Annotated in this window: 24 protein-coding genes; 11 read left to right on the top strand and 13 right to left on the bottom strand. The window is 55.5% G+C overall.

Going from position 1 to position 20,688, the window contains the following annotated elements:
- The first annotated feature begins 3 nt into the window (after positions 1-3).
- From ACRCWW_RS02740 to ACRCWW_RS02730, 3 genes are read left to right on the top strand one after another with little or no spacing between them, the layout of a single operon-like run.
- Complete coding sequence (locus ACRCWW_RS02740; protein WP_438681025.1) at positions 4-780, top strand: HPr family phosphocarrier protein; 777 nt, start codon at positions 4-6, stop codon at positions 778-780.
- 34 nt (positions 781-814) lie between these two features.
- Positions 815-1,762 (top strand): D-erythronate dehydrogenase, encoded by a 948-nt coding sequence (denD, locus tag ACRCWW_RS02735; protein ID WP_438681024.1) that lies wholly within the window; start codon positions 815-817, stop codon positions 1,760-1,762.
- Entirely contained in the window at positions 1,759-3,249 is a 1,491-nt protein-coding gene (locus ACRCWW_RS02730) for a GntP family permease (RefSeq protein ID WP_438681023.1), read from the top strand. The genes denD and ACRCWW_RS02730 overlap by 4 nt, the downstream gene beginning before the upstream one ends.
- Positions 3,250-3,311: 62 nt before the next feature.
- Here ACRCWW_RS02730 and rpoS read toward each other — a convergent pair whose 3' ends face one another.
- Together rpoS and nlpD are read right to left on the bottom strand one after the other, a co-directional pair.
- A complete protein-coding gene (gene rpoS, locus ACRCWW_RS02725; protein WP_438681022.1) occupies positions 3,312-4,304 on the bottom strand; it encodes an RNA polymerase sigma factor RpoS in 993 nt (330 codons plus the stop codon).
- Positions 4,305-4,362: 58 nt separating this feature from the next.
- Positions 4,363-5,451 (bottom strand): murein hydrolase activator NlpD, encoded by a 1,089-nt coding sequence (gene nlpD / locus ACRCWW_RS02720; RefSeq protein WP_438681032.1) that lies wholly within the window; start codon positions 5,449-5,451, stop codon positions 4,363-4,365.
- Here nlpD and ACRCWW_RS02715 point away from each other — a divergent pair.
- Positions 5,393-5,524: a peptidase gene (locus ACRCWW_RS02715; RefSeq protein WP_330982913.1), complete on the top strand. Its 132-nt coding sequence runs from the start codon at positions 5,393-5,395 to the stop codon at positions 5,522-5,524. The genes nlpD and ACRCWW_RS02715 overlap by 59 nt on opposite strands.
- A gap of 104 nt (positions 5,525-5,628) precedes the next feature.
- On the opposite strand, the gene ACRCWW_RS02710 is transcribed toward ACRCWW_RS02715, so the two are convergent.
- From ACRCWW_RS02710 to cysG, 11 genes are all read right to left on the bottom strand, one after another.
- Entirely contained in the window at positions 5,629-6,255 is a 627-nt protein-coding gene (locus ACRCWW_RS02710; protein WP_438681021.1) for a protein-L-isoaspartate(D-aspartate) O-methyltransferase, read from the bottom strand.
- Positions 6,249-7,010: a 5'/3'-nucleotidase SurE gene (surE, locus tag ACRCWW_RS02705; RefSeq protein ID WP_438681020.1), complete on the bottom strand. Its 762-nt coding sequence runs from the start codon at positions 7,008-7,010 to the stop codon at positions 6,249-6,251. The genes ACRCWW_RS02710 and surE overlap by 7 nt, the downstream gene beginning before the upstream one ends.
- A complete protein-coding gene (truD, locus tag ACRCWW_RS02700; RefSeq protein ID WP_438681019.1) occupies positions 6,991-8,040 on the bottom strand; it encodes a tRNA pseudouridine(13) synthase TruD in 1,050 nt (349 codons plus the stop codon). The genes surE and truD overlap by 20 nt, the downstream gene beginning before the upstream one ends.
- Positions 8,037-8,516, bottom strand: coding sequence for a 2-C-methyl-D-erythritol 2,4-cyclodiphosphate synthase (gene ispF / locus ACRCWW_RS02695; RefSeq protein WP_404658330.1), 480 nt, complete (start codon positions 8,514-8,516; stop codon positions 8,037-8,039). Before ispF ends, truD begins: the two co-directional genes overlap by 4 nt.
- Positions 8,516-9,226, bottom strand: a complete 711-nt coding sequence (gene ispD, locus ACRCWW_RS02690) for a 2-C-methyl-D-erythritol 4-phosphate cytidylyltransferase (protein WP_438681018.1) — start codon at positions 9,224-9,226, stop codon at positions 8,516-8,518. Before ispD ends, ispF begins: the two co-directional genes overlap by 1 nt.
- Before the next feature lie 20 nt (positions 9,227-9,246).
- Positions 9,247-9,564: a cell division protein FtsB gene (ftsB, locus tag ACRCWW_RS02685; protein ID WP_330982890.1), complete on the bottom strand. Its 318-nt coding sequence runs from the start codon at positions 9,562-9,564 to the stop codon at positions 9,247-9,249.
- A gap of 152 nt (positions 9,565-9,716) precedes the next feature.
- Positions 9,717-10,043, bottom strand: coding sequence for a DUF3561 family protein (locus tag ACRCWW_RS02680; protein WP_438681017.1), 327 nt, complete (start codon positions 10,041-10,043; stop codon positions 9,717-9,719).
- Positions 10,044-10,086: 43 nt separating this feature from the next.
- The gene (cysC, locus tag ACRCWW_RS02675) at positions 10,087-10,692 is read right to left on the bottom strand and encodes an adenylyl-sulfate kinase (protein ID WP_438681016.1); all 606 of its coding nucleotides are present in this window, start codon (positions 10,690-10,692) and stop codon (positions 10,087-10,089) included.
- The gene (cysN, locus tag ACRCWW_RS02670; RefSeq protein WP_438681015.1) at positions 10,692-12,122 is read right to left on the bottom strand and encodes a sulfate adenylyltransferase subunit CysN; all 1,431 of its coding nucleotides are present in this window, start codon (positions 12,120-12,122) and stop codon (positions 10,692-10,694) included. The genes cysC and cysN overlap by 1 nt, the downstream gene beginning before the upstream one ends.
- Before the next feature lie 9 nt (positions 12,123-12,131).
- Positions 12,132-13,040, bottom strand: a complete 909-nt coding sequence (gene cysD / locus ACRCWW_RS02665; protein WP_312628706.1) for a sulfate adenylyltransferase subunit CysD — start codon at positions 13,038-13,040, stop codon at positions 12,132-12,134.
- Positions 13,041-13,049: 9 nt separating this feature from the next.
- The gene (gene cysG, locus ACRCWW_RS02660) at positions 13,050-14,465 is read right to left on the bottom strand and encodes a siroheme synthase CysG (protein ID WP_438681014.1); all 1,416 of its coding nucleotides are present in this window, start codon (positions 14,463-14,465) and stop codon (positions 13,050-13,052) included.
- A 238-nt stretch (positions 14,466-14,703) separates the two neighbouring features.
- Between cysG and ACRCWW_RS02655 the strand changes: the two genes are divergently transcribed.
- The 7 genes from ACRCWW_RS02655 (at position 14,704) to ACRCWW_RS02625 (ending at position 20,617) form a co-directional block, all read left to right on the top strand.
- Positions 14,704-15,756 (top strand): aminopeptidase, encoded by a 1,053-nt coding sequence (locus ACRCWW_RS02655; RefSeq protein ID WP_438681013.1) that lies wholly within the window; start codon positions 14,704-14,706, stop codon positions 15,754-15,756.
- Positions 15,757-16,018: 262 nt separating this feature from the next.
- Entirely contained in the window at positions 16,019-16,486 is a 468-nt protein-coding gene (locus ACRCWW_RS02650; RefSeq protein ID WP_438681012.1) for a PTS sugar transporter subunit IIA, read from the top strand.
- Between the two features lie 13 nt (positions 16,487-16,499).
- A complete protein-coding gene (gene rhaD / locus ACRCWW_RS02645) occupies positions 16,500-17,321 on the top strand; it encodes a rhamnulose-1-phosphate aldolase (RefSeq protein WP_438681011.1) in 822 nt (273 codons plus the stop codon).
- Between the two features lie 30 nt (positions 17,322-17,351).
- A complete protein-coding gene (locus ACRCWW_RS02640) occupies positions 17,352-17,651 on the top strand; it encodes a hypothetical protein (protein WP_438681010.1) in 300 nt (99 codons plus the stop codon).
- A 179-nt stretch (positions 17,652-17,830) separates the two neighbouring features.
- Positions 17,831-19,255 carry a PTS galactitol transporter subunit IIC gene (locus tag ACRCWW_RS02635; protein WP_438681009.1) on the top strand — a complete coding sequence of 475 codons (1,425 nt, stop codon included), beginning with the start codon at positions 17,831-17,833 and terminating at the stop codon, positions 19,253-19,255.
- A complete protein-coding gene (locus ACRCWW_RS02630) occupies positions 19,252-20,307 on the top strand; it encodes a 2-hydroxyacid dehydrogenase (RefSeq protein ID WP_438681008.1) in 1,056 nt (351 codons plus the stop codon). The genes ACRCWW_RS02635 and ACRCWW_RS02630 overlap by 4 nt, the downstream gene beginning before the upstream one ends.
- Before the next feature lie 43 nt (positions 20,308-20,350).
- On the top strand, positions 20,351-20,617 hold the full coding sequence (locus ACRCWW_RS02625) for an HPr family phosphocarrier protein (RefSeq protein WP_438681007.1): 267 nt from the start codon (positions 20,351-20,353) through the stop codon (positions 20,615-20,617).
- Positions 20,618-20,688 lie beyond the last annotated feature (71 nt).

The following is a 20,688-nucleotide window of genomic DNA, read 5'->3' as shown; positions in this document are numbered from 1 at the left end:
CCTATGCCACGTTTTGCTGCCAATCTGTCAATGATGTTTACCGAAGTGCCGTTTATGGAACGCTTTGCCGCCGCCGCGCAGGCGGGTTTCCAGGCGGTGGAGTTTCTGTTTCCCTACGACTATCCGCCTGCCACGATCCGCGAACAGCTTGATAAGTATGGGCTGACGCTGGCGCTGTTCAACACCAGCCCCGGCGAAGTCAACGCAGGTGAGTGGGGCCGCAGCGTCCTGCCGGGCCGGGAGCAGGAGGCGCGGGAAGATATTGACCTCGCGCTGGAATATGCGCTGGCGCTGGGATGCGAGCAGGTTCACGTGATGGCGGGCGTCGTCCCGCAGGATGCCGACCCCGAAGCCTGCCGGGCCACCTTTATCAGCAACCTGCGCTACGCCGCAGAGCGCTTTGCGCCGCACGGCAAACGCGTGCTGGTAGAGGCACTCAGCCCCGGCGTGAAGCCCGGCTACCTCTTCGCCAGCCAGTATCAGGCGCTGGCGATCGTCGATGAGGTGGACAGAGCGAACGTCTTTCTTCAGCTCGACACCTTTCACGCCCAGAAGGTGGACGGCAACCTCAGCCATCTGATCCGCGAGTATGCGGGGCGCTATGTCCACGTTCAGGTGGCTTCGCTTCCCGATCGCAACGAACCCGACGACGGCGAAATCAATTACCCCTGGCTGTTCCAGCTGTTCGACGCCGTGGGCTATCGCGGCTGGATCGGCTGCGAGTACCACCCAAGAACCACCACCGCAGCAGGGCTGGGCTGGCTTGCCGCCTGGCGCTGAGATACCCCCTACAATCAGAAATGAGGAGTTCCGGATGCAGATTATCATTACCGGCGGAGGCGGCTTTTTAGGCCAGAAGCTCGCCAGCGCCCTGTTACAGGCTTCGATCCCGTTCGATGAACTGCTGCTGGTGGACCTGAAGATGCCGCCCCGGCTGTCAGACTCTCCCCGCCTGCGCTGCCTGGAGGCCGATCTGACCCGCCCTGGCGTGGTTGAAGACCTGATAAGCGACCGCACCGGCGTGGTCTACCATCTGGCGGCTATCGTCAGCAGCCACGCCGAAGAGGATTTCGATCTCGGCTGGCAGGTCAATCTCGATCTGACCCGCCAGTTACTGGAAGCCTGTCGCCGCCGACCGGGGATCCGCTTCGTCTTCTCCAGCTCGCTGGCGGTCTACGGCGGAACGCTGCCGGGAACCGTTACCGATGCCACCGCGCTGACGCCCCGCTCCTCCTACGGCGCGCAAAAAGCCGCCTGCGAGCTGCTGGTGAACGACTACACCCGCAAGGGCTATGTCGACGGACTGGCGCTGCGCCTGCCGACCATCTGCGTACGTCCGGGCAAGCCGAACCGCGCAGCCTCTTCTTTTGTCAGCTCGATCGTGCGCGAGCCTTTGCAGGGCGATACCGCCGTCTGTCCGGTGCCGGAGAGCCTGCGGCTTTGGATCTCAAGCCCGGCGACGGTGATCGCTAATCTGCTGCGGGCCGCGACCCTTCCCGCTCCCGGCGACGCCCGCAGCCTCAATCTGCCGGGTCTCAGCGTCACCGTCGGCGAGATGCTGGAAACCCTGCGCGCGGTGGCAGGCGATGAAGCACGCGCCAGAGTCAGCCAGCAGCACGACGAGGCCATTTCCGCCATCGTCGCCTCCTGGCCGGGGCGCATCGATAATCAACGGGCGCTGGCGCTTGGTTTTCAGGCTGACGACAGCTTCCGCGCCATCGTCGATCGCTTCCTCACCGAAGATCTTGCGGAGGCGCCATGAGCAGCCTGCCAACGCCGATTATCGGCCTGATTATCGCGGTCTTCGTTCTCGTCTGGCTGGTGCTGCGCACCCGCGTCCACGCGCTGATCGCCATGCTGGCGGCGGCCTGTATCGCCGGGCTCATTGGCGGTATGGGCAGCGAGAAAACCCTGTCAGTGATCGTCAGCGGCTTCGGTTCGACGCTGGGCAGCATCGGTATTGTTATCGGGCTGGGGGTGATGATGGGGCGGCTGCTGGAAGTCTCCGGTGCCGCTGAGCGCATCGCCTGGAGCTTTATCAAGTGGCTTGGTAAGCGGCGGGAAGAGTGGGCGCTGGCGATCACCGGCTATATCGTCAGCATTCCAATCTTCGTCGATTCGGCGTTCGTCATCCTCTACCCGGTGGCGAAAGCGCTGGCGAAAAAAGGCAAGCGCTCGCTGCTGACCCTTGGCGTGGCGCTGGCGGGCGGACTGGTGGTGACCCACCATACGGTGCCGCCGACGCCGGGGCCGCTGGGCGTCGCCGGGATTTTCGGCGTGGATGTCGGCGCGATGCTGCTGACCGGAATGGTGCTGGCGGTGCCCTGCGTGATCGGCATCGTGTTTTATGCCCGCTGGCTGGATAAGCGCTATCCCGACTTCACGCCGCAAACCCTTAATCCGCAGGAAGTAGAGGCGGCACTGGAGCGCTACAACGCTGAAAAAGAGCAGAAGGATCTGCCGAGCCTGACGCTGTCGCTGCTGCCGATCGTCGTGCCGATTGTGCTGATCTTCCTTAAAGCGATCCTCACCACGCTCGCCACAGTCGAAGGACTTGACGGGTTGCTGGAAAATCCGCTGGTGGCCGCGATCGGCTTTGTGGGCAGCCCGATCATCGCCCTGGCGGTAAGCGTGCTGCTGGCGGTCTATACCCTGGTGCCAAAGATGGACAAACACACTACCGCCGAGCGGCTGGAGGAAGGCTTGCAGAGTGCGGGGATCATTCTGCTGGTGACCGGTGCGGGCGGCGCGCTGGGGGCTATTTTGCGCGAAAGCGGTGCAGGCCAACAGCTGGCGGAACAGGTGGCGAATCTGTCGATTTCGCCCATTCTGATCCCGTTTATCGTCGCCACGCTGGTGCGGCTGATCCAGGGCTCCGGCACGGTGGCGATGATCACCGCCGCCTCGATTTCCGCGCCCATTCTGGCGCAGATCCCCGGCATCAACATGCTGCTGGCCGCGCAGGCGGCGACGATGGGGTCGCTGTTCTTCGGCTACTTTAACGACAGCCTGTTCTGGGTGGTCAACCGGATGATGGGCGTGTCCGACGTCAAGCAGCAGATGGTGGTGTGGTCGGTGCCGACAACCATCGCCTGGGCTATTGGCGGTACGGGCGTGGCGCTTATCAACCTGCTGTTCGGCTCCGGCGGCAGTTGGCTGGATCCGTTACTGCCGGTGGTGGTGCTGGCGGCAATCATCCTCTGGGTTCGCCGACAGGCGCTGGGCATCAAGCAGGCGGTCAGTGAATAATGGCTAAGGCCCAAAAAGCAAAGACCCGCTATCAAAGCGGGTCTTTTTTATAGGAGGAGATTTTACTCGCGGAACAGCGCTTCGATATTCAGCCCTTGCCCCTGCAGGATTTCACGCAGGCGGCGCAAACCTTCTACCTGAATCTGACGGACACGTTCACGAGTCAGGCCAATTTCACGGCCAACATCTTCCAGTGTCGCAGCTTCATACCCCAGTAAACCGAAACGTCGCGCCAGCACTTCACGCTGTTTGGCGTTCAGTTCGAACAGCCATTTGACGATGCTCTGTTTCATGTCATCGTCCTGCGTGGTGTCTTCCGGGCCGTTGTCTTTTTCATCGGCCAGGATGTCCAGCAGCGCTTTTTCGGAATCGCCACCCAGCGGGGTGTCGACCGAGGTAATGCGCTCGTTGAGACGCAGCATACGGCTGACGTCATCAACCGGTTTGTCCAGTTGCTCAGCGATCTCTTCGGCGCTCGGTTCGTGGTCCAGCTTATGGGACAACTCACGTGCGGTACGCAGGTAAACGTTGAGCTCTTTGACAATGTGGATAGGCAGACGAATGGTACGGGTTTGGTTCATGATAGCCCGTTCAATGGTCTGACGAATCCACCAGGTTGCGTAGGTCGAGAAACGGAATCCGCGTTCCGGGTCGAATTTTTCGACCGCGCGAATCAGCCCCAGGTTGCCCTCTTCAATCAGGTCCAGCAGTGCCAGACCACGATTGCTATAACGACGGGCAATTTTCACCACCAGACGCAGGTTGCTTTCTATCATCCGGCGGCGCGAGACGACATCACCACGCAACGCACGACGTGCGAAATACACTTCTTCTTCGGCCGTTAGCAGTGGGGAGTAACCAATCTCCCCAAGGTAAAGCTGAGTCGCATCAAGCACACGCTGTGTGGCGCCCTGCGATAACAGCTCTTCCTCAGCCAGGTCGTTATCACTGGGTTCCTCTTCTACTAAGGCTTTCTCATCGAAAGCCTCTGCTCCGTTCTCATCAAATTCCGCATCTTCATTTAAATCATGAACTTTCAGCGTATTCTGACTCATAAGGTGGCTCCTACCCGTGATCCCTGGACGAAACACACCTCACGGTTGTTTCGCCAAATTATCGCTGCGGCAAATACTGCAGCGGGTTGACGGATTTCCCCTTGTAACGAATTTCAAAATGCAAGCGTGTTGAACTGGTTCCGGTGCTACCCATAGTAGCTATCTTCTGCCCCGCCTTGACCTCTTGTTGTTCCCGGACCAGCATTGTGTCGTTATGGGCGTAGGCGCTCAGGTAATCATCGTTGTGTTTGATGATAATAAGATTACCGTAACCGCGCAGTGCGTTACCGGCATAAACGACGCGCCCATCTGCGGTCGCGACGATAGCCTGTCCTTTACTGCCTGCAATATCGATACCTTTGTTGCCGCCATCGCCGCCACTAAAGTTTTCGATGATTTTGCCGTCAGTCGGCCAGCGCCAGGAGGAGATCGGCGAACTGGTAGACGTACTGCTTGCAGTTGGTTGGGTTGTACTGACAACAGGTGCCGTAACAGGCGCTGTGACAGGCGTCGCAGGCTTGTTATTAGGCAACATTTTGTTAGCACTTTGTTCACCTGAATCCTCAGAATACGTAATTGTTGGTTGAGACGCAACCACTGCGGAGGAATTTTGTGCAGGTTTTGAGACTAATCCAGGCGAAGCGGTGCTGGCTTGTTCACTGGCCTGTGCTACGGCGTTATTGCCGGTAATGGGCTGGCCGCTCGCGTTGCCCACTTGCAGAACCTGACCAACGTTCAGCGCATAAGGTTCAGCCACATTGTTGCGCTGCGCCAGGTCACGGAAATCGTTCCCGGTTACCCATGCGATATAGAACAGGGTGTCGCCGCGTTTAACGGTATAAGTGCTGCCACCGGTATAGCTGCCTTTTGGAATATCACCGTATTTACGGTTATAGACAGCATGGCCATTAACAATCTGGACGGTGCTTTGCGAGCTGGCTGCAGGCTGCGTCTGCATCGGCTGAATTTGGGGTTGTACAGGAGCCGTTTGCACAGGCTGTGGCTGTGGAGCCGTCTGCGGTGCCATGCCCCCTTTTTGCGCCGGGGTAATCAACATTCCAGAATCGGAGCCTGTGCCGCCGACAGAACTGACCGGAGCTGGCGCATTATTGGACGAGGTACATCCCGCCAGCCAGAGTGAAACCAGTGATAATGCCGCAACGCGACTAACGGTGAATTTTGGGCTTCCCGTGCTCATTTATCCCCCAGGAATGTGTTAACTGCCAGTGTCTTAGAAACCGCATAGCGCAGCGGTAATCACGCAAAAAAAGTGTGCTAACCCTACGCCAAAGAGCGCAGTGAAAGAAACAGGAAAACTCCTGTATTACGCCAGTTCGCCCTTCACTAAGGGTACAAAGCGAACCGCTTCTACGGTATCGATAATAAAGTCATCTCCCCGTCGGCGAACACGTTTCAGTAACTGATGTTCTTCGCCAACAGGTAAAACCAGAATGCCGCCTTCAGCAAGCTGTGACATCAGCGCGGTCGGAATTTCCAGCGGCGCTGCCGTAACAATAATGGCATCAAATGGCGCGCGTGCGTGCCAGCCTTGCCAGCCATCGCCATGCCGAGTTGAAACATTATGTAAATCAAGCTGTTTCAGGCGACGGCGAGCCTGCCATTGCAGGCTTTTGATTCGTTCGACGGAACAAACGTGATGCACCAGGTGGGCAAGAATTGCCGTCTGATAGCCTGAACCGGTGCCAATTTCCAGCACCCGGGAGTCCGGTGTCAGCTCAAGCAGCTCGGTCATCCGCGCCACCATGTAGGGTTGTGAGATGGTTTGTCCCTGACCTATTGGCAGCGCAACGTTTTCCCAGGCTTTGTGTTCAAAGGCTTCGTCAATAAACTTTTCGCGCGGAACCTGAGCGATAGCGTCGAGCACGTGCTCGTCCAGAATGCCCTGATTTCGCAGCTGATTGAGAAGGCTTTGTACGCGTTTGCTTACCATTGCACATCAACTCCAACACGATCTAACCAGCCAGCCACCACGTCCTGAGCGCTGTAAGCCGTCAAATCTACGTGCAGTGGCGTGACAGAAACGTAGCCTTCCTCAACGGCGGCGAAGTCTGTGTCAGGCCCGGCATCGCATTTGTCGCCAGGCGGCCCAATCCAGTAAAGCGTGTTGCCGCGCGGATCTTGTTGAGGAATGACTTTATCGGCCGGATGGCGGCTGCCGCAGCGAGTCACGCGAATGCCTTTGACTTCTGAGAGCGGCAGGTCCGGCACGTTGATATTCAGGATGCGGCCGGTGCGCAATGGCTCCCGGGCAAGGGCTCGCAGAATCGAGCAGGTGACCGCCGCGGCCGTATCGTAATGCTTGTACCCGTTGAGGGAGACAGCCAGGGCGGGAAAACCAAGATGGCGACCTTCCATTGCTGCGGCTACCGTGCCGGAATAGATAACGTCGTCGCCAAGATTTGGCCCGGCATTGATGCCGGAAACCACCACATCTGGGCGTGGTCGCATCAGCGTATTGACGCCAAGGAACACGCAATCGGTCGGTGTGCCCATCTGCACAGCGATATCACCGTTTTCAAAACTGAAGGTGCGAAGCGACGACTCCAGGGTCAGCGAATTAGATGCTCCGCTGCGATTACGATCGGGTGCGACAACCTGAACCTCGGCAAACTCGCGCAAGGCTTTGGCTAGCGTCTGTATACCTGGCGCATGAACCCCGTCATCGTTACTCAGCAATATTCGCATAATCACCCGTTGTGTTGATAAGTTCCCTTACCACACTGGTGGCAAAACTGCCTGCAGGCAGCCAGAAACGCACCTCAACGGTGACGTCATCCCACCAGTTCCAGCTAAGTTGTTGCGGATAGAGCAGCACTGCTCGTCGCGCCGCCTCGACTTTTTCGCGCAGCAATAAGGATTGCAGCAGCGTGTCGTCGGCAAGCGTTTGTTGCTCAAAATCCAGAGCGGCGCGCTGTGTTCCCCACTCACCGCTGCCAGGCAGTGACGCGGTGATCATCAGAGCGCGACTGTCGACCCGGGACTGAAGTTCGGACATCTCTTCGTCCGTTGCCACGAACCAGCTTCCCCGTCCCGCTAATTGTAGCGCATCGCCGTCAACAACTTGATTAAAGTCCGGTTTTTTTAACCGTTCACTGACCAGCTGATTAAACAACGCACTGCGGGCTGCCGACAACCAAAAACTGCGCTTATTACGGTCGCGGACGGGAGCATCACTCTGCGCCCAGCGCAATGCGCCCTGCAGGTTGCTGCCGCCAATCCCGAAGCGTTGCGCGCCAAAATAGTTCGGCACACCTTTTTCCACAATGGCCTGAAGACGAGCTTCCACGTCGTCGCGGTTAGTGATTTCCCGCAGAACCAGCGTGAACGCGTTGCCTTTCAGTGCTCCCAAACGCAGCTTGCGTTTATGGCGGGCATATTCAAGGACTTTACAGCCCTCAAGCTCAAATTTGCTTAAATCAGGCATCTCTTTGCCCGGCACGCGCGCGCAAAGCCATTGTTCGGTGACGGCATGTTTGTCTTTCTGTCCGGCGAAACTCACTTCACGGGCATGAATTTTCAGGAACTTTGCCAGCGCGTCGGCCACAAAGCGCGTGTTGCAACCGTTTTTCAGGATACGGACCAGCACGTGTTCGCCTTCGCCGTCAGGCTCAAAACCTAAATCCTCGACCACCAGAAAATCTTCCGGATTGGCTTTCAGCAGCCCCTGCCCCTGCGGTTTTCCGTGCAGGTAAGTGAGTTCATCGAGGGCAATCATGGCTTGACCTTATGCAACAACGCCACGGCTTCACAGGCAATCCCTTCTCCGCGCCCGGTAAACCCGAGTTTTTCGGTGGTGGTCGCTTTGACGTTAACGTCATCCATGTGGCAACCGAGATCTTCAGCAATAAACACTCGCATCTGTGGAATGTGCGGCAGCATTTTCGGGGCCTGCGCGATGATAGTGACATCGACGTTGCCAAGGCTGTAGCCTTTTGCCTGAATTCGACGCCAGGCTTCCCGCAGCAGCTCGCGGCTGTCGGCACCTTTAAACGCCGGATCGGTGTCCGGGAACAATTTGCCGATGTCGCCCAGAGCGGCGGCGCCTAACAGCGCGTCGGTCAGCGCATGCAGCGCTACGTCACCGTCGGAATGTGCCAGCAGGCCTTTTTCGTAAGGGATACGTACGCCGCCAATGATAATCGGGCCTTCACCGCCAAAAGCGTGTACGTCAAAACCGTGTCCAATTCGCATTATGCCTGCTCCTGAAGTCCGCATCGGGTAAGGTAAAATTCTGCCAGCGCCAGGTCTTCCGGGCGGGTCACTTTAATATTATCAGCGCGTCCGGCGACTAACTGTGGATGGAAGCCACAATATTCCAGCGCCGACGCTTCATCCGTTATCACCGCGCCTTCGTTGAGCGCCCGGGTCAGGCAGTCAAACAATAGTTCGCGAGGGAAAAATTGTGGGGTGAGCGCGTGCCAGAGATCGTTTCTGTCGACTGTATGGGCGATGGCATCTTTGCCGGGTTCGGCACGCTTCATAGTGTCACGCACGGGTGCAGCCAGAATGCCGCCGACACGGCTTGTTTCGCGCAGCGCTATCAGGCGCTCAAGATCGTCCTGATGCAGACAAGGCCTCGCCGCATCATGCACCAGAATCCATTGCGCATCGCCCGCCGCGCGCAGGCCCGCCAGAACGGAATCCGCACGTTCAGCGCCGCCTTCAACGACAGTGATTTGGGGGTGTTGCGCGAGGGGAAGTTGCCGGAAGCGCACATCACCGTCGCTAATCGCGATGATCACGCGTTCCACACCCGGGTGCGCCAGCAGTGCGGCTACCGAGTGTTCCAGAATCGTTTTGTTACCGATTGAAAGGTATTGTTTCGGGCATTCCGTTTGCATGCGGCGGCCAAAGCCGGCTGCCGGCACCACGGCACAAATGCCCGGAAAAGTGGCTGCCATGTCGTTATCCTGGCGTCTGTTTATCGATTGTTTTGCCCTGAGCTCTGGCTTTGATTACGTTTTGACGCATCAGGCACCAGACGATAAAAGGTTTCGCCCGGGCGCGTCATGCTCAGTTCGTTGCGAGCGCGTTCTTCGATAGCTTCCTGGCCACCATTGAGATCGTCAATTTCGGCGAAAAGCTGATCGTTGCGCGCTTTAAGTTTGGCGTTAGTTGCCTGCTGTGCGACCACGTCGTCATTGACGCGACTGTAGTCGTGAAGGCCATTCTTGCCGAACCACAATGAATACTGTAGCCAGACCAGTAAAGCCAGCAATAGCAGCGTTAATTTACCCATCCTGCCCCCTGAAAAACGGCATCATCATCCCGTAACTTGCCGGAGTACTCGCCTCTGGCGTGCGGACGATGCCGCATAACGCCGGGAATGTACCACATTTTGCTCGTCGAGTCGTATGACTCATTGCAATCAGAATGCATATCAGACAGGGATCAACCCAGCAGCCATAAAAACAGCAAAGCGAACAGCGCCGCTACGGTGATAAGCGTCACCACGATGCTGTAAAGCAGCCTGCCGTTGAGCAACGAATGCAGCGCGATACCAATCACCACCGAGACGGGTAACAGCGCCAGAAAGAAGGGCCAGGTGTAGAGGAAGAAAAACAGGGTGTTGCTGCCGTAGAACAAAACCGGGATACCCAGTGCCAGCAGCCACGCAACAAAACCCACGACTGCGCCAGAAAAAGACCAGGTAGTCTCTTCGTTGTCGCTGTTCATGGGTTCTGCACGGCTCAGGGTTATATTTTGGGTATTACGCATATCAAATCCTGTTTCCTGACTTGGCCGGAATACCGGCCGGGTCTCAGGATCTGATAATATCGCCCTGTCTCAGCAGGTCTAATAATTGGTTAACCAAATTTGTTACCAATTGTTCGCCATCAAGGTGGATTTCTGCCTTTTCTGGCGCTTCGTAAACGGAGTCGATTCCGGTGAAATTACGCAGTTCCCCGGCTCGCGCTTTCTTGTACAGGCCCTTAGGATCGCGCGTTTCACACACCTCAAGCGGCGTGTCGACAAACACCTCAATAAAGCGCGTTTCGCCCACACGTTCACGAACCATTTGCCGCTCTGCCCGATGAGGCGAAATAAACGCCGTCAGCACCACCAGCCCGGCATCGACCATCAGCTTTGCCACTTCACCCACGCGGCGAATGTTCTCTTTACGATCGTCATCGCTAAAACCCAGGTCGCTGCACAGACCGTGACGGACGTTATCGCCATCCAGCAGATACGTGCTGACGCCAATTTCATGCAGCGCCTCTTCCAGCGCACCGGCGACCGTGGATTTTCCCGAGCCCGAAAGCCCGGTAAACCACAGCACAACCCCACGATGCCCGTGGAGTTGCTCGCGCTGATGCTGCGTAACCGGATGCGCGTGCCAGACGACGTTTTCGTCATGCTGGGCCATTACTTGCCTCCCAGCAGGTCGCGTGCGCCCCAGTGCGGGAAGTGTTTGCGTACCAGCGCGTTCAGCTCAAGCTCAAAAGCGCTGTAATCCGTACCAGCCTGTGCCGTTTTTTCCTGCTGCGGTTCACGTACCATACCCGCGCCGACAGTCACGTTACTCAGACGGTCGATAAAGATAAGGCCACCCGTCACCGGGTTTTGCTGATATTTATCCAGCACCAGCGGCTCATCAAAGGTCAAATCAACCAGACCGATACCGTTCAGCGGCAGTTGCGTCGCTTCAAGCTGAGTCAGATTATTGATATCAAACTGATACTGCACACCGTCCACACGCGCACGGGTTTTCTTGCCCGCAATTTTAATCTCGTAACTTTGGCCCGGTTGCAGAGGTTGTTCCGCCATCCACACCACGTCCACACTGGCGCTTTGTACCGCAGGCAGGGTTTCAGTCACATCCACCAGCAGATCGCCACGGCTGATGTCGATTTCATCTTTCAGAACCAGCGTGATGGCCTCGCCCGCCGCAGCCTGTTGCAGGTCACCGTCAAAAGTGACGATCCGCGCAACAGCAGATTCCACGCCCGATGGCAGCACTTTCACGCGCTGCCCGACGCTCACCGTGCCGGAGGCCAGCGTGCCCGAAAACCCGCGAAAATCGAGGTTAGGACGGTTCACATACTGCACCGGGAAACGCAGCGGCTGGCTTTCCACCACGCGTTTGATTTCCACCGTTTCAAGCACTTCCAGCAGCGTCGGGCCGCTGTACCAGGGCATTTTCTCGCTCTGGCTGGCGACGTTATCGCCTTCCAGGGCAGACAGCGGCACAAAGCGGATATCCAGCTCGCCCGGCAACTGCTCGGCAAAGGTCAGGTACGCTTCACGGATTTCGTTGAAGGTGTCTTCGCTGTAGTTCACCAGATCCATTTTGTTCAACGCAACAACCAGGTGCTTAATCCCCAGCAACGTGGAGATAAAGCTGTGGCGACGGGTTTGGTCCAGTACGCCTTTACGGGCATCCATTAGCAGGATCGCAAGTTCGCAGGTCGACGCGCCGGTCGCCATATTGCGGGTGTACTGCTCATGCCCCGGCGTGTCGGCGATGATAAATTTGCGCTTCTCGGTGGAGAAATAGCGATACGCGACATCAATCGTGATGCCCTGCTCGCGTTCAGCCTGTAAGCCATCTACCAGCAGCGCCAGATCCAGCTTCTCACCCTGCGTGCCGTGACGTTTGCTGTCATTGTGCAGCGAAGAGAGCTGATCTTCGTAAATCTGACGAGTGTCGTGCAGCAAGCGCCCAATCAGCGTGCTTTTGCCATCGTCGACGCTCCCGCAGGTCAAAAAGCGCAGCAGGCTTTTGTGCTGCTGAGCGTGCAGATACGCTTCCACACCGCCTTCATCGGCAATCTGTTGTGCAATCGTGGTGTTCATGGCGGCTCCTTAGAAATAACCCTGACGTTTCTTAAGCTCCATGGAGCCTGCCTGGTCGCGGTCAATCACGCGGCCCTGTCGTTCACTGGTGGTCGACACCAGCATCTCTTCGATAATTTCCGGCAGCGTCTGCGCTTCAGACTCCACCGCGCCGGTCAGCGGCCAGCAGCCGAGGGTACGGAAGCGCACCATGCGTTGTTTGATAACCTCGCCCGGCTGCAAATCAATACGATCGTCGTCGATCATCATCAGCATACCGTCACGCTCCAGCACCGGACGCGGTGCCGCCAGATACAGCGGAACGATCTCAATATTTTCCAGATAGATGTACTGCCAGATATCCAGCTCAGTCCAGTTGGAGAGCGGGAACACGCGAATGCTCTCGCCTTTGTTAATCTGGCCGTTGTAGTTGTGCCACAGCTCCGGACGCTGATTTTTCGGGTCCCAGCGATGGAAACGGTCGCGGAAAGAGTAGATACGTTCTTTCGCACGAGATTTTTCTTCATCACGACGAGCCCCGCCAAATGCGGCGTCGAAACCGTATTTATTCAGCGCCTGCTTCAGGCCTTCGGTTTTCATGATGTCAGTGTGTTTAGCGCTGCCGTGCACGAACGGGTTGATGCCCATCGCCACCCCTTCCGGGTTTTTATGCACTAACAGCTCACAGCCGTAGGCTTTCGCCGTGCGGTCACGGAATTCGTACATCTCACGGAATTTCCAGCCGGTATCCACGTGCAGCAGCGGGAAAGGCAAGGTTCCCGGATAGAACGCCTTGCGCGCCAGATGCAGCATCACGCTGGAATCCTTGCCGATGGAGTACATCATCACCGGGTTGGAAAATTCAGCCGCCACTTCACGGATGATGTGGATGCTTTCCGCCTCCAGCTGCCGCAAGTGAGTGAGTCGTTTTTGGTCCATAACCGTTCCTTAAGCCAGATTCACCACGGAGGAGTTAAAGCCCTCCTGTTGTGGGTTGTGTTGAAACCAGGCGAGCTGATGATGCAGCTGCACCACCTCACCGACTACCAGCAGCGCTGGCATCGGGGCATCTTTCGCAAGGCTCTCGAGTTGTTGTAATGTGCCGACGCTGACCTGTTGATCTGCGCGAGTGCCGCGGCTTATCACCGCCACCGGGGTCGAAGCATCACGCCCATGCTGGATAAGCTGCTGGCTGATTTCTGCCGCCTTCATGGTGCCCATGTAAATCGCCAGCGTCTGACGACTTTGCGCCAGGTGCGCCCAGTCAAACGGCGTGCTGTCGGCTTTGTAATGTCCGGTCACGAAGGTCACGCTCTGGGCGTGTTCCCGGTGTGTTAATGGGATCCCGGCATAGGCCGTTGCCCCTGCGGCTGCGGTAACGCCAGGCACCACCTGGAACGGCACGCCAGCTTCTGCTGCCGCCTGTAGCTCTTCACCGCCGCGACCGAAAATAAACGGGTCGCCGCCTTTCAGACGCACCACGCTTTTGCCCTGAAGCGCGGCCTCCACCAGCAGCCGATTCGTTTCATGCTGAGGCACGCTGTGGCTGCCTGCGCGTTTGCCAACGCAGATGAGATCCGCATCGCGGCGAACAAGCTCAAGCACCGATTCCGTCACCAGATGGTCGTAAAACACCACATCGGCCTGCTGGATAACCTGCAAGCCACGAAGCGTGAGCAAACCTGCATCGCCTGGCCCTGCGCCAACCAGCGTGATATCGCCCATGCTACGTTCGGGCTGATTAAGTTCATCTTCCAGCGCCTGCTGAGCCGCCGCTTCATTCCCGGCCAGCATCTGGCTGGCGAAACGTCCGGTAAAGACGCGCTCCCAGAAACGACGACGCTCCGCCACGCTCTTCACCCGCGTCTGCAAGTGATGACGCCAATAGCTCGCCGCCTGCGCCATGCGTCCAATGTTGGTCGGCAGCAGCGCCTCAATTTTTTCCCGCAGCAGCCTTGCCAGCACCGGCGCTGAGCCGCTGGAAGAAATAGCCACCATCAACGGCGAGCGATCGACAATCGAGGGGAAAATGAACGAGCAAAGCGGCGGGTTATCAACCACGTTCACCAGACGCTGGCGAGCGTCCGCGGCAGCAAATACGCGCTGATTGAGTTCAGCATCGTCCGTCGCGGCGACTACCAGGAACACGGTGTCAATCTGGGCCTCGTCAAACTCTTCGGCGAGCATTGTGATATCACCGCTCTCTACTTGTTCGGCGATTTCTGGCGCTATCTCACGGGCCACCAGGCGCACGCGGGCACCCGCCCGGCGTAGCAGCACGATTTTGCGGGCAGCAACATCGCCTGCGCCGATCACCAAAACCGGGCGGTCTTTCAGTTCAGCAAAGAGAGGCAAATAGTCCACGGGGCGACAACTCGTTCACATTCAGTCATAGGGCGACTATAGGGGGAGGCTCAGATCAAATGAAATTACGAAATGGAATGAGTAGTTCCGCAAAGGAATAACACTTCAGCAAAGGTCAGATAAAAAAGTGCTTAGTGCGCGTTTTTTGGGCAGTTTAGGACGAAATGAAATTGTGTTGAGCCGATCACAGTTTCATACTAGTGCGGTTCATTATTTTGCCCTCATGTAAGGACACATTATGTTTTCCGCATTGTGCCGCCGCCTGCTGCCGCTCGCGATTGGCGCATGTTTTTCGACCTCTGTTTTCGCCGCCGCTGTGCCCGCCGGTCATATCGCCAATGAACAAGCACGCCATATCGCCACCTATTTTCCCGGGCGAATGACGGGCAGCCCGGCCGAGATGCTCTCCGCCGATTATGTCCGCCAGCAGTTATCCCAGATGGGTTACGAGAGCGATATCCGCACCTTTAAAAGCCGCTTCATTTATACCAGCAAAGATAATCGGCAGAACTGGCATAACGTCACCGGCAGCACGGTCATCGCCGCACACGAAGGCAAAGCCAGCCAGCAGATTATCGTGATGGCACACCTGGATACCTATGCCCCACACAGCGACACCGACGTGGAAAAGAATCTCGGCGGTTTGACGTTGCAGGGCATCGACGATAACGCAATGGGCGTCGGCGTGATGCTCGAACTGGCCGAACGCCTGAAAGATATTCCCACCGAATACAGTATTCGCTTTATCGCCACCAGCGGTGAAGAAGAGGGAAAACTGGGCGCAGAAAACATGCTTAAACGCATGAGCCCTGAAGAGAAAAAGAACACCCTGTTGGTGATTAATCTCGATAACCTGGTGGTGGGCGACAAACTTTATTTCAACAGCGGCAAAACCACGCCCGCCTCTGTGCGCAAATTGACACGCGATCGGGCGCTAAACATCGCACACAGCCACGGTATTCAGGCCATCAGCAATCCGGGGCTGAACCCAACGTATCCAAAAGGAACAGGCTGCTGTAACGATGCGGAGATCTTCGACAAAGCCGGCATTCCGGTGCTGTCCGTTGAAGCCACCAACTGGTCACTGGGCAATAAGGATGGATTCCAGCAGCGAGCAAAATCGCACGCGTTCCCGGATGGCACCAGCTGGCATAACGTCCAGTTGGATAACCAGCAGTACATCGACAAAGTTCTGCCGGGCCGCATCGAACACCGTGCCCGCGACGTTGTGCGCGTGATGCTGCCTTTGATGAAGGAACTGGCAAAGGCAGGGAAAATTAAGCATCAGTAACCAACCCGGTTTATGATGCCACTTCGCAAAACGGGTGGGTGAGCAATCACTCGCCCTTTTCTTTATCCCTCAATCGGGTCGGAAGGAAATATCAACAACTTGTGATAAGCGTCACCCGCAGTTTAGTCACACAGACAGGTTTTTTCGTTCCCCGTCCACCGCCCTAATGAAATCCCGGCCCTGCGTCCTAAGATGGCAGTCAGCAGCACACGCTGGCGAACAATGGCCATTAACCGGGACATCAAAGCATGGATAATACAAGATGAGCAGCGCGATAAGTGATGTTATCTCCCCTTCTCTGATCACCTTAAATGCCGTCTATCACGATCAGGACGATTTCTTTCAACACTCTTTCCAGGCCCTGTATCTTCAGGACTACGTGGCAGCAAGCTACCTCGACAACATTGTGGCCAGAGAGCAGGAATACCCCACAGGCCTGGCAGCCATGGGGCTGAATATTGCGATCCCTCATACCGATCCACAGCATATTAAAAAGCCCTTCATCGCCATTACTCAACTGGCAAAACCCCTGCCCTTTTTGGTGATGGGCACCACGGATGAAAAAATTGAAGTCGACTGGATTTTTTCACTGGGCGTAACCCAGGCAGAGAATCAAATCGCCTTGCTCCAGACACTCATGTCCCTTTTCTCGCACCACGATCGGGTACAGACACTGAAGGCATTAACCTCAACGGAAGACGTTTACGCCTTCTTTCATTCACTTTCATAAAAAGGTAAACACCATGATTATCTATAATATTAATGAAGCGCCCTTTATTAAGGAAATGAGCGATATTACCCTTAAGTTATGGGAAAAAGGCTGGGCCGAAAGAAATGGCGGGAATATCAGTTATCTTCTGAAGGAAGAGGAAGTCGCGCCTTATTTGAATACACAGCAGTATCTCGAAACCATTGCGCTTCCCATCGCCCTTCCGGATTTGGCCAATAAAATCTTCCTTGTGTCAGGTTCCGGGAAATATTTTCGCAACGTCATCAAAAACCCTGCCGACACCCTGGTTATTCTGAAAGTATCCGAGGATGGTCAGTATTATCATCGACTGTGGGGTCTGGTTAATGGCGGCACGCCGACCAGCGAACTGGCCTCTCATTTAAAATGCCACGATACGCGTCTGAAGCAGGATGCCGATCACCGCGTTATTCTGCATACCCATGCGACCGCCACGATTGCGATGACGTTTGTTCATGATCTTGATGAAAAGACATTTTCGAAAACGCTGTGGCAGCAGATTACGGAATGCCTGGTGGTGTTCCCGGAAGGCGTTGGCATCGTCCCCTGGATGGTGGCTGGCACCATCGAACTTGGCTTAGCCTCTGCCGCCAAAATGGAATATTGCCGCATCGTTATCTGGGCGCATCACGGCATTATGGGCGCAGGCTGCAATCTGGATGATGCCCTCGGCCTGGTCGAAACCGTCGACAAAGCCGCAGAGATTTATTTACGTGCCTCTGCCGCGACTTCAGGAATTAAGCAATCCATCACCACCGAAGAGCTAAAAGCGCTGGCAGACACTTTCAATGTCACACCGCGAGTCGGAATTTTATAGCCCACCAAAAGACCTATAAAGGAAGCAAAGATGAAAAATATCAATGTCATTTCTGTTTGCGGTTCTGGCACCGTCACCAGTTCGATGGTTGCCGAAAAAGTAAAAGACATCCTTGACGTCAATGGATATAAAGCCAAAACGGTTGAAGTCAATCCTGGTGGAGTGGAAGGCCAATTAAGCACAGGAAAATGGGATATTATTGTGCACACCAGCCCGTTGAAAGACACCTACTCTATTCCAACAATTAATGCCGTCGGATTATTAATTGGAACCGATGAAGATGGATTTATTGAAGAACTGCTCACCGCGGTAGAGAAATTAAACATTTAAATACCTTACCTCCCTAAACGCCAGTTTATGGAGACTGTTATTTTGTCACTCGCTGACAGCCCGTTTCTTTGTTGCAGAGGCTATTTTCTGCAAGAACGTGGCACACCCATCAGAAGGTATTGTGGGCCAGATCCTGAGTTCTCAGCCGCCTTCTGAATACAAAAGCATGAGAGGGGAATATGTTAGATCTTCTGTCAAAAATCATGAACTCCTTCGGCGCTGCGATAATCGTGCCCTTTATCATTTATATTATCGCGCTGATCATGAAGGTGAATCATAAAAAAGCGATGAAAGCCGGTTTGAATGCCGGTATTGGCCTCACGGGCTTTGGCATGCTGATTGGTGCCTATACGCCTGTGGTCACGCCGGTGATCACCAGGATGGTGGAAACATCCGGTATCTCGCTGCGCATCCTGGACACCGGATGGCAAGCGACCAGCGTTGTCGCTTACTCCACCCATGTCGGGATGATCTTTTTAGGCCTTGGGCTGCTGTTCCAGACGATCCTGTTTGCCACCCGATTCACCAACATCTTTATGCCGTCGGACATGTGGAATAACTTCTCCTTTATGCTCTGGGGCTCGATGCTCTATATCGCCACCGGCAACATCTATCTGGCGATTGGGCTGATGCTGCTGTCGAATTTGTACTCTTTGGTGTGTTCAGAAATTGTGGCCAAACGCTGGTCAAATTATTACGGCTATCCCGGCTGTACCATGACGGCCCCACACCACGTTTGTTCCGTACCGTTAGCCATTGTGGTCGACTGGATCCTTAACAAACTGGGAGCCAATAAGGTCAAATGGAACCCGGAAACCCTTCAGGAAAAACTGGGCTTTATGGGTGAACCCGTCAGTCTGGGTCTGGTATTAGGCTGCTTAATTGGCCTTGCGGGCAACTATACTCGCCTCGACAGCCTCGAAGCCTGGGGTGAAGTCTGTAAAGTGGGTGTCGCCACTGCGGCGGTGATGAGTATCTTCCCTAAAATTGCCGGCGTGTTTGCCTCGGCGTTTACCACCATCACTGATGCGTCCAGGAAAACAGCGAAAAGCAGCGGTAGAAATCGGGTCTGGTATCTGGCCATCAACGATGCGGCAGGCTACGGCGAATCCGCCACGCTGCTGACAGGTATGCTGCTGATCCCTGTCATTTTTATCCTGGCTATCGTGTTACCGGGCAATCAGACCTTGCCCATGGTCGACCTGATTGCCATCCCGTACATGATTGAGCTCATCATCGCTATCTCCGGCGGAAATATCTTTAAGTCGCTGATATCAGGTGCTATCTGGTGTGTTGGCGGCCTCTATATCATTACCGCTGTCGCGCCGGTTTTTACCGATGTGGCCAAAAGCGTTGGGGTTATTTTACCGGCCGGAGCACTGTTAATTTGCAGCTTTGCGGTGATGACCAACCACCTGATGGGCGGTTTATTCCTGATCTTCCTGACGCAAAACCCGCTCTATATTGCGCTCAGCGTCCTGGTTTATATCGTGTTCTATCTATTCGTACGCATTAAGCGCGATGCCATCCATGCGTATCTTGAAAGACAAGTCCTCCCACCCGATGAACCCAACCCCGCAATTGAACAAGGAGTGTCACAATGAAACTGGTTATTGTTGGAGATGCCCTGGTCAGCAGCGCGACGTTAATTGATGCCGCCAGGGGCATCGATTTCCCGGGGATGAATGGCGCAGAGCTGGAAATGACGACGTTCGAATGGTTCTCGCATCTGGAAAAGGAAGCGTTTCAGGCCAAAATCCTGTTAATTGAGAAAAACGGCCCTGAAGCCGTCCCTGTGCCGGAAGGCATTATCGAGGCGATGCGCGATGCCGATTACCTTTTGGTTCATATTGCGCCCGTCTCTGAGGCCATGCTGGAGGCCGCCGACAAGCTGAAGCTCATTGGAACCTGCCGCGGTGGGCTTGAGCATATTGCGCTGGATAGCGTGAAGAAGAAAAACGTGACGCTCATTCATGTGATCCGCAATGCTGAGCCGGTGGCCGACTTTACGTTGAGCCTGATGTACGCCGAGACGCGAAATATCGCTCGTGCGCACCATGCGATTAAAACGGGCCAGTGGCGTAAGAGCTTTTCCAATGACGCCTTTAAAACCGTCCTCGCCAGCCATACGGTTGGCCTGATTGGGCTGGGCTACATTGGCAAGCTAGTCGCCAGGAGGCTGAATGCTTTAGGGATAACCGTGATTGCACACGATCCCTTTATCGATCCCGCCACGCTGGAGAAAGAAGGCATTCAGGTGGCGCTGCTGCCTCTGGAAAAGGTGGTTTCACAAGCCGACATTCTGTCTTTACATATGCGCTTAACCCCCGAAACGGAAGGCATGATCAACAAAGCGATATTTGAACAGATGAAACCAGGCAGCTACATCATCAACACAGCCAGAGCGGGCGTCATCTGCAAAGAGGATTTGGTTGCCGCCTTACGGACCAAACGTATTGCGGGTGCGGCGCTGGATGTCAGCTGGTATGAACCGATTGAGCCTGGTGATCCTTTGCTTGAACTGGATAACATTACCCTTACGCCCCATATTGCGGGCGATACGATTGATGCGATCCCCAAAGCACCTTATTTGTTGAAAAGCGTGATGAACGATTATTTTACTACCGGGCACAGCGACATGCTGATAAAGCTTTAAGCACAGGCCAGGCCCAATTTCATTTATTTCCGGAAGAAAGCGAATGATTAAAGAAACGCTCAGGGTGAATAACACCACTGGCTTACATGCCCGACCGGCCAGTGCAATAGTAAAAATAGTCTCAAAGCATCACGCTAAAGTTGAGTTTTTATTTAAGGATAAGGTCATTAAGGGGAAAAGCGTCATCGGATTAATGACCGCAGGCATCACCGGAGGCGCCAGCGTCGAGGTAATTTGTGATGGACCAGACGAACAGGGGGTTTATTCAGATCTCAAAGCGCTGTTTGATGCAGGCTTCGGCGAAAAATAGGCTTCCTGCGTTGTGGACACGGTATGGGGAAATGCTGCCTCTGGGGCTGTTTTAGCGGAGTCCCTGCTGTA

It is taken from the genome of Scandinavium sp., assembly GCF_051650185.1.
Taxonomy (GTDB): domain Bacteria; phylum Pseudomonadota; class Gammaproteobacteria; order Enterobacterales; family Enterobacteriaceae; genus Scandinavium.
This window is presented reverse-complemented; position numbering and strand designations above follow the sequence as displayed.

Coding starts and splice junctions, on each gene's coding strand:
- ACRCWW_RS02655 (WP_438681013.1), top strand. CDS start 14,704: ATGTTTTCCGCATTGTGCCGCCGCCTGCTGCCGCTCGCGATTGGCGCA.
- denD (WP_438681024.1), top strand. CDS start 815: ATGCAGATTATCATTACCGGCGGAGGCGGCTTTTTAGGCCAGAAGCTC.
- ACRCWW_RS02650 (WP_438681012.1), top strand. CDS start 16,019: ATGAGCAGCGCGATAAGTGATGTTATCTCCCCTTCTCTGATCACCTTA.
- rpoS (WP_438681022.1), bottom strand. CDS start 4,304: ATGAGTCAGAATACGCTGAAAGTTCATGATTTAAATGAAGATGCGGAA.
- ACRCWW_RS02625 (WP_438681007.1), top strand. CDS start 20,351: ATGATTAAAGAAACGCTCAGGGTGAATAACACCACTGGCTTACATGCC.
- truD (WP_438681019.1), bottom strand. CDS start 8,040: ATGATTGCCCTCGATGAACTCACTTACCTGCACGGAAAACCGCAGGGG.
- ACRCWW_RS02710 (WP_438681021.1), bottom strand. CDS start 6,255: ATGGTAAGCAAACGCGTACAAAGCCTTCTCAATCAGCTGCGAAATCAG.
- cysD (WP_312628706.1), bottom strand. CDS start 13,040: ATGGACCAAAAACGACTCACTCACTTGCGGCAGCTGGAGGCGGAAAGC.
- ACRCWW_RS02640 (WP_438681010.1), top strand. CDS start 17,352: ATGAAAAATATCAATGTCATTTCTGTTTGCGGTTCTGGCACCGTCACC.
- surE (WP_438681020.1), bottom strand. CDS start 7,010: ATGCGAATATTGCTGAGTAACGATGACGGGGTTCATGCGCCAGGTATA.
- ACRCWW_RS02635 (WP_438681009.1), top strand. CDS start 17,831: ATGTTAGATCTTCTGTCAAAAATCATGAACTCCTTCGGCGCTGCGATA.
- ACRCWW_RS02740 (WP_438681025.1), top strand. CDS start 4: ATGCCACGTTTTGCTGCCAATCTGTCAATGATGTTTACCGAAGTGCCG.
- ispF (WP_404658330.1), bottom strand. CDS start 8,516: ATGCGAATTGGACACGGTTTTGACGTACACGCTTTTGGCGGTGAAGGC.
- ispD (WP_438681018.1), bottom strand. CDS start 9,226: ATGGCAGCCACTTTTCCGGGCATTTGTGCCGTGGTGCCGGCAGCCGGC.
- ACRCWW_RS02680 (WP_438681017.1), bottom strand. CDS start 10,043: ATGCGTAATACCCAAAATATAACCCTGAGCCGTGCAGAACCCATGAAC.
- ACRCWW_RS02630 (WP_438681008.1), top strand. CDS start 19,252: ATGAAACTGGTTATTGTTGGAGATGCCCTGGTCAGCAGCGCGACGTTA.
- cysC (WP_438681016.1), bottom strand. CDS start 10,692: ATGGCCCAGCATGACGAAAACGTCGTCTGGCACGCGCATCCGGTTACG.
- ACRCWW_RS02730 (WP_438681023.1), top strand. CDS start 1,759: ATGAGCAGCCTGCCAACGCCGATTATCGGCCTGATTATCGCGGTCTTC.
- cysN (WP_438681015.1), bottom strand. CDS start 12,122: ATGAACACCACGATTGCACAACAGATTGCCGATGAAGGCGGTGTGGAA.
- ftsB (WP_330982890.1), bottom strand. CDS start 9,564: ATGGGTAAATTAACGCTGCTATTGCTGGCTTTACTGGTCTGGCTACAG.
- rhaD (WP_438681011.1), top strand. CDS start 16,500: ATGATTATCTATAATATTAATGAAGCGCCCTTTATTAAGGAAATGAGC.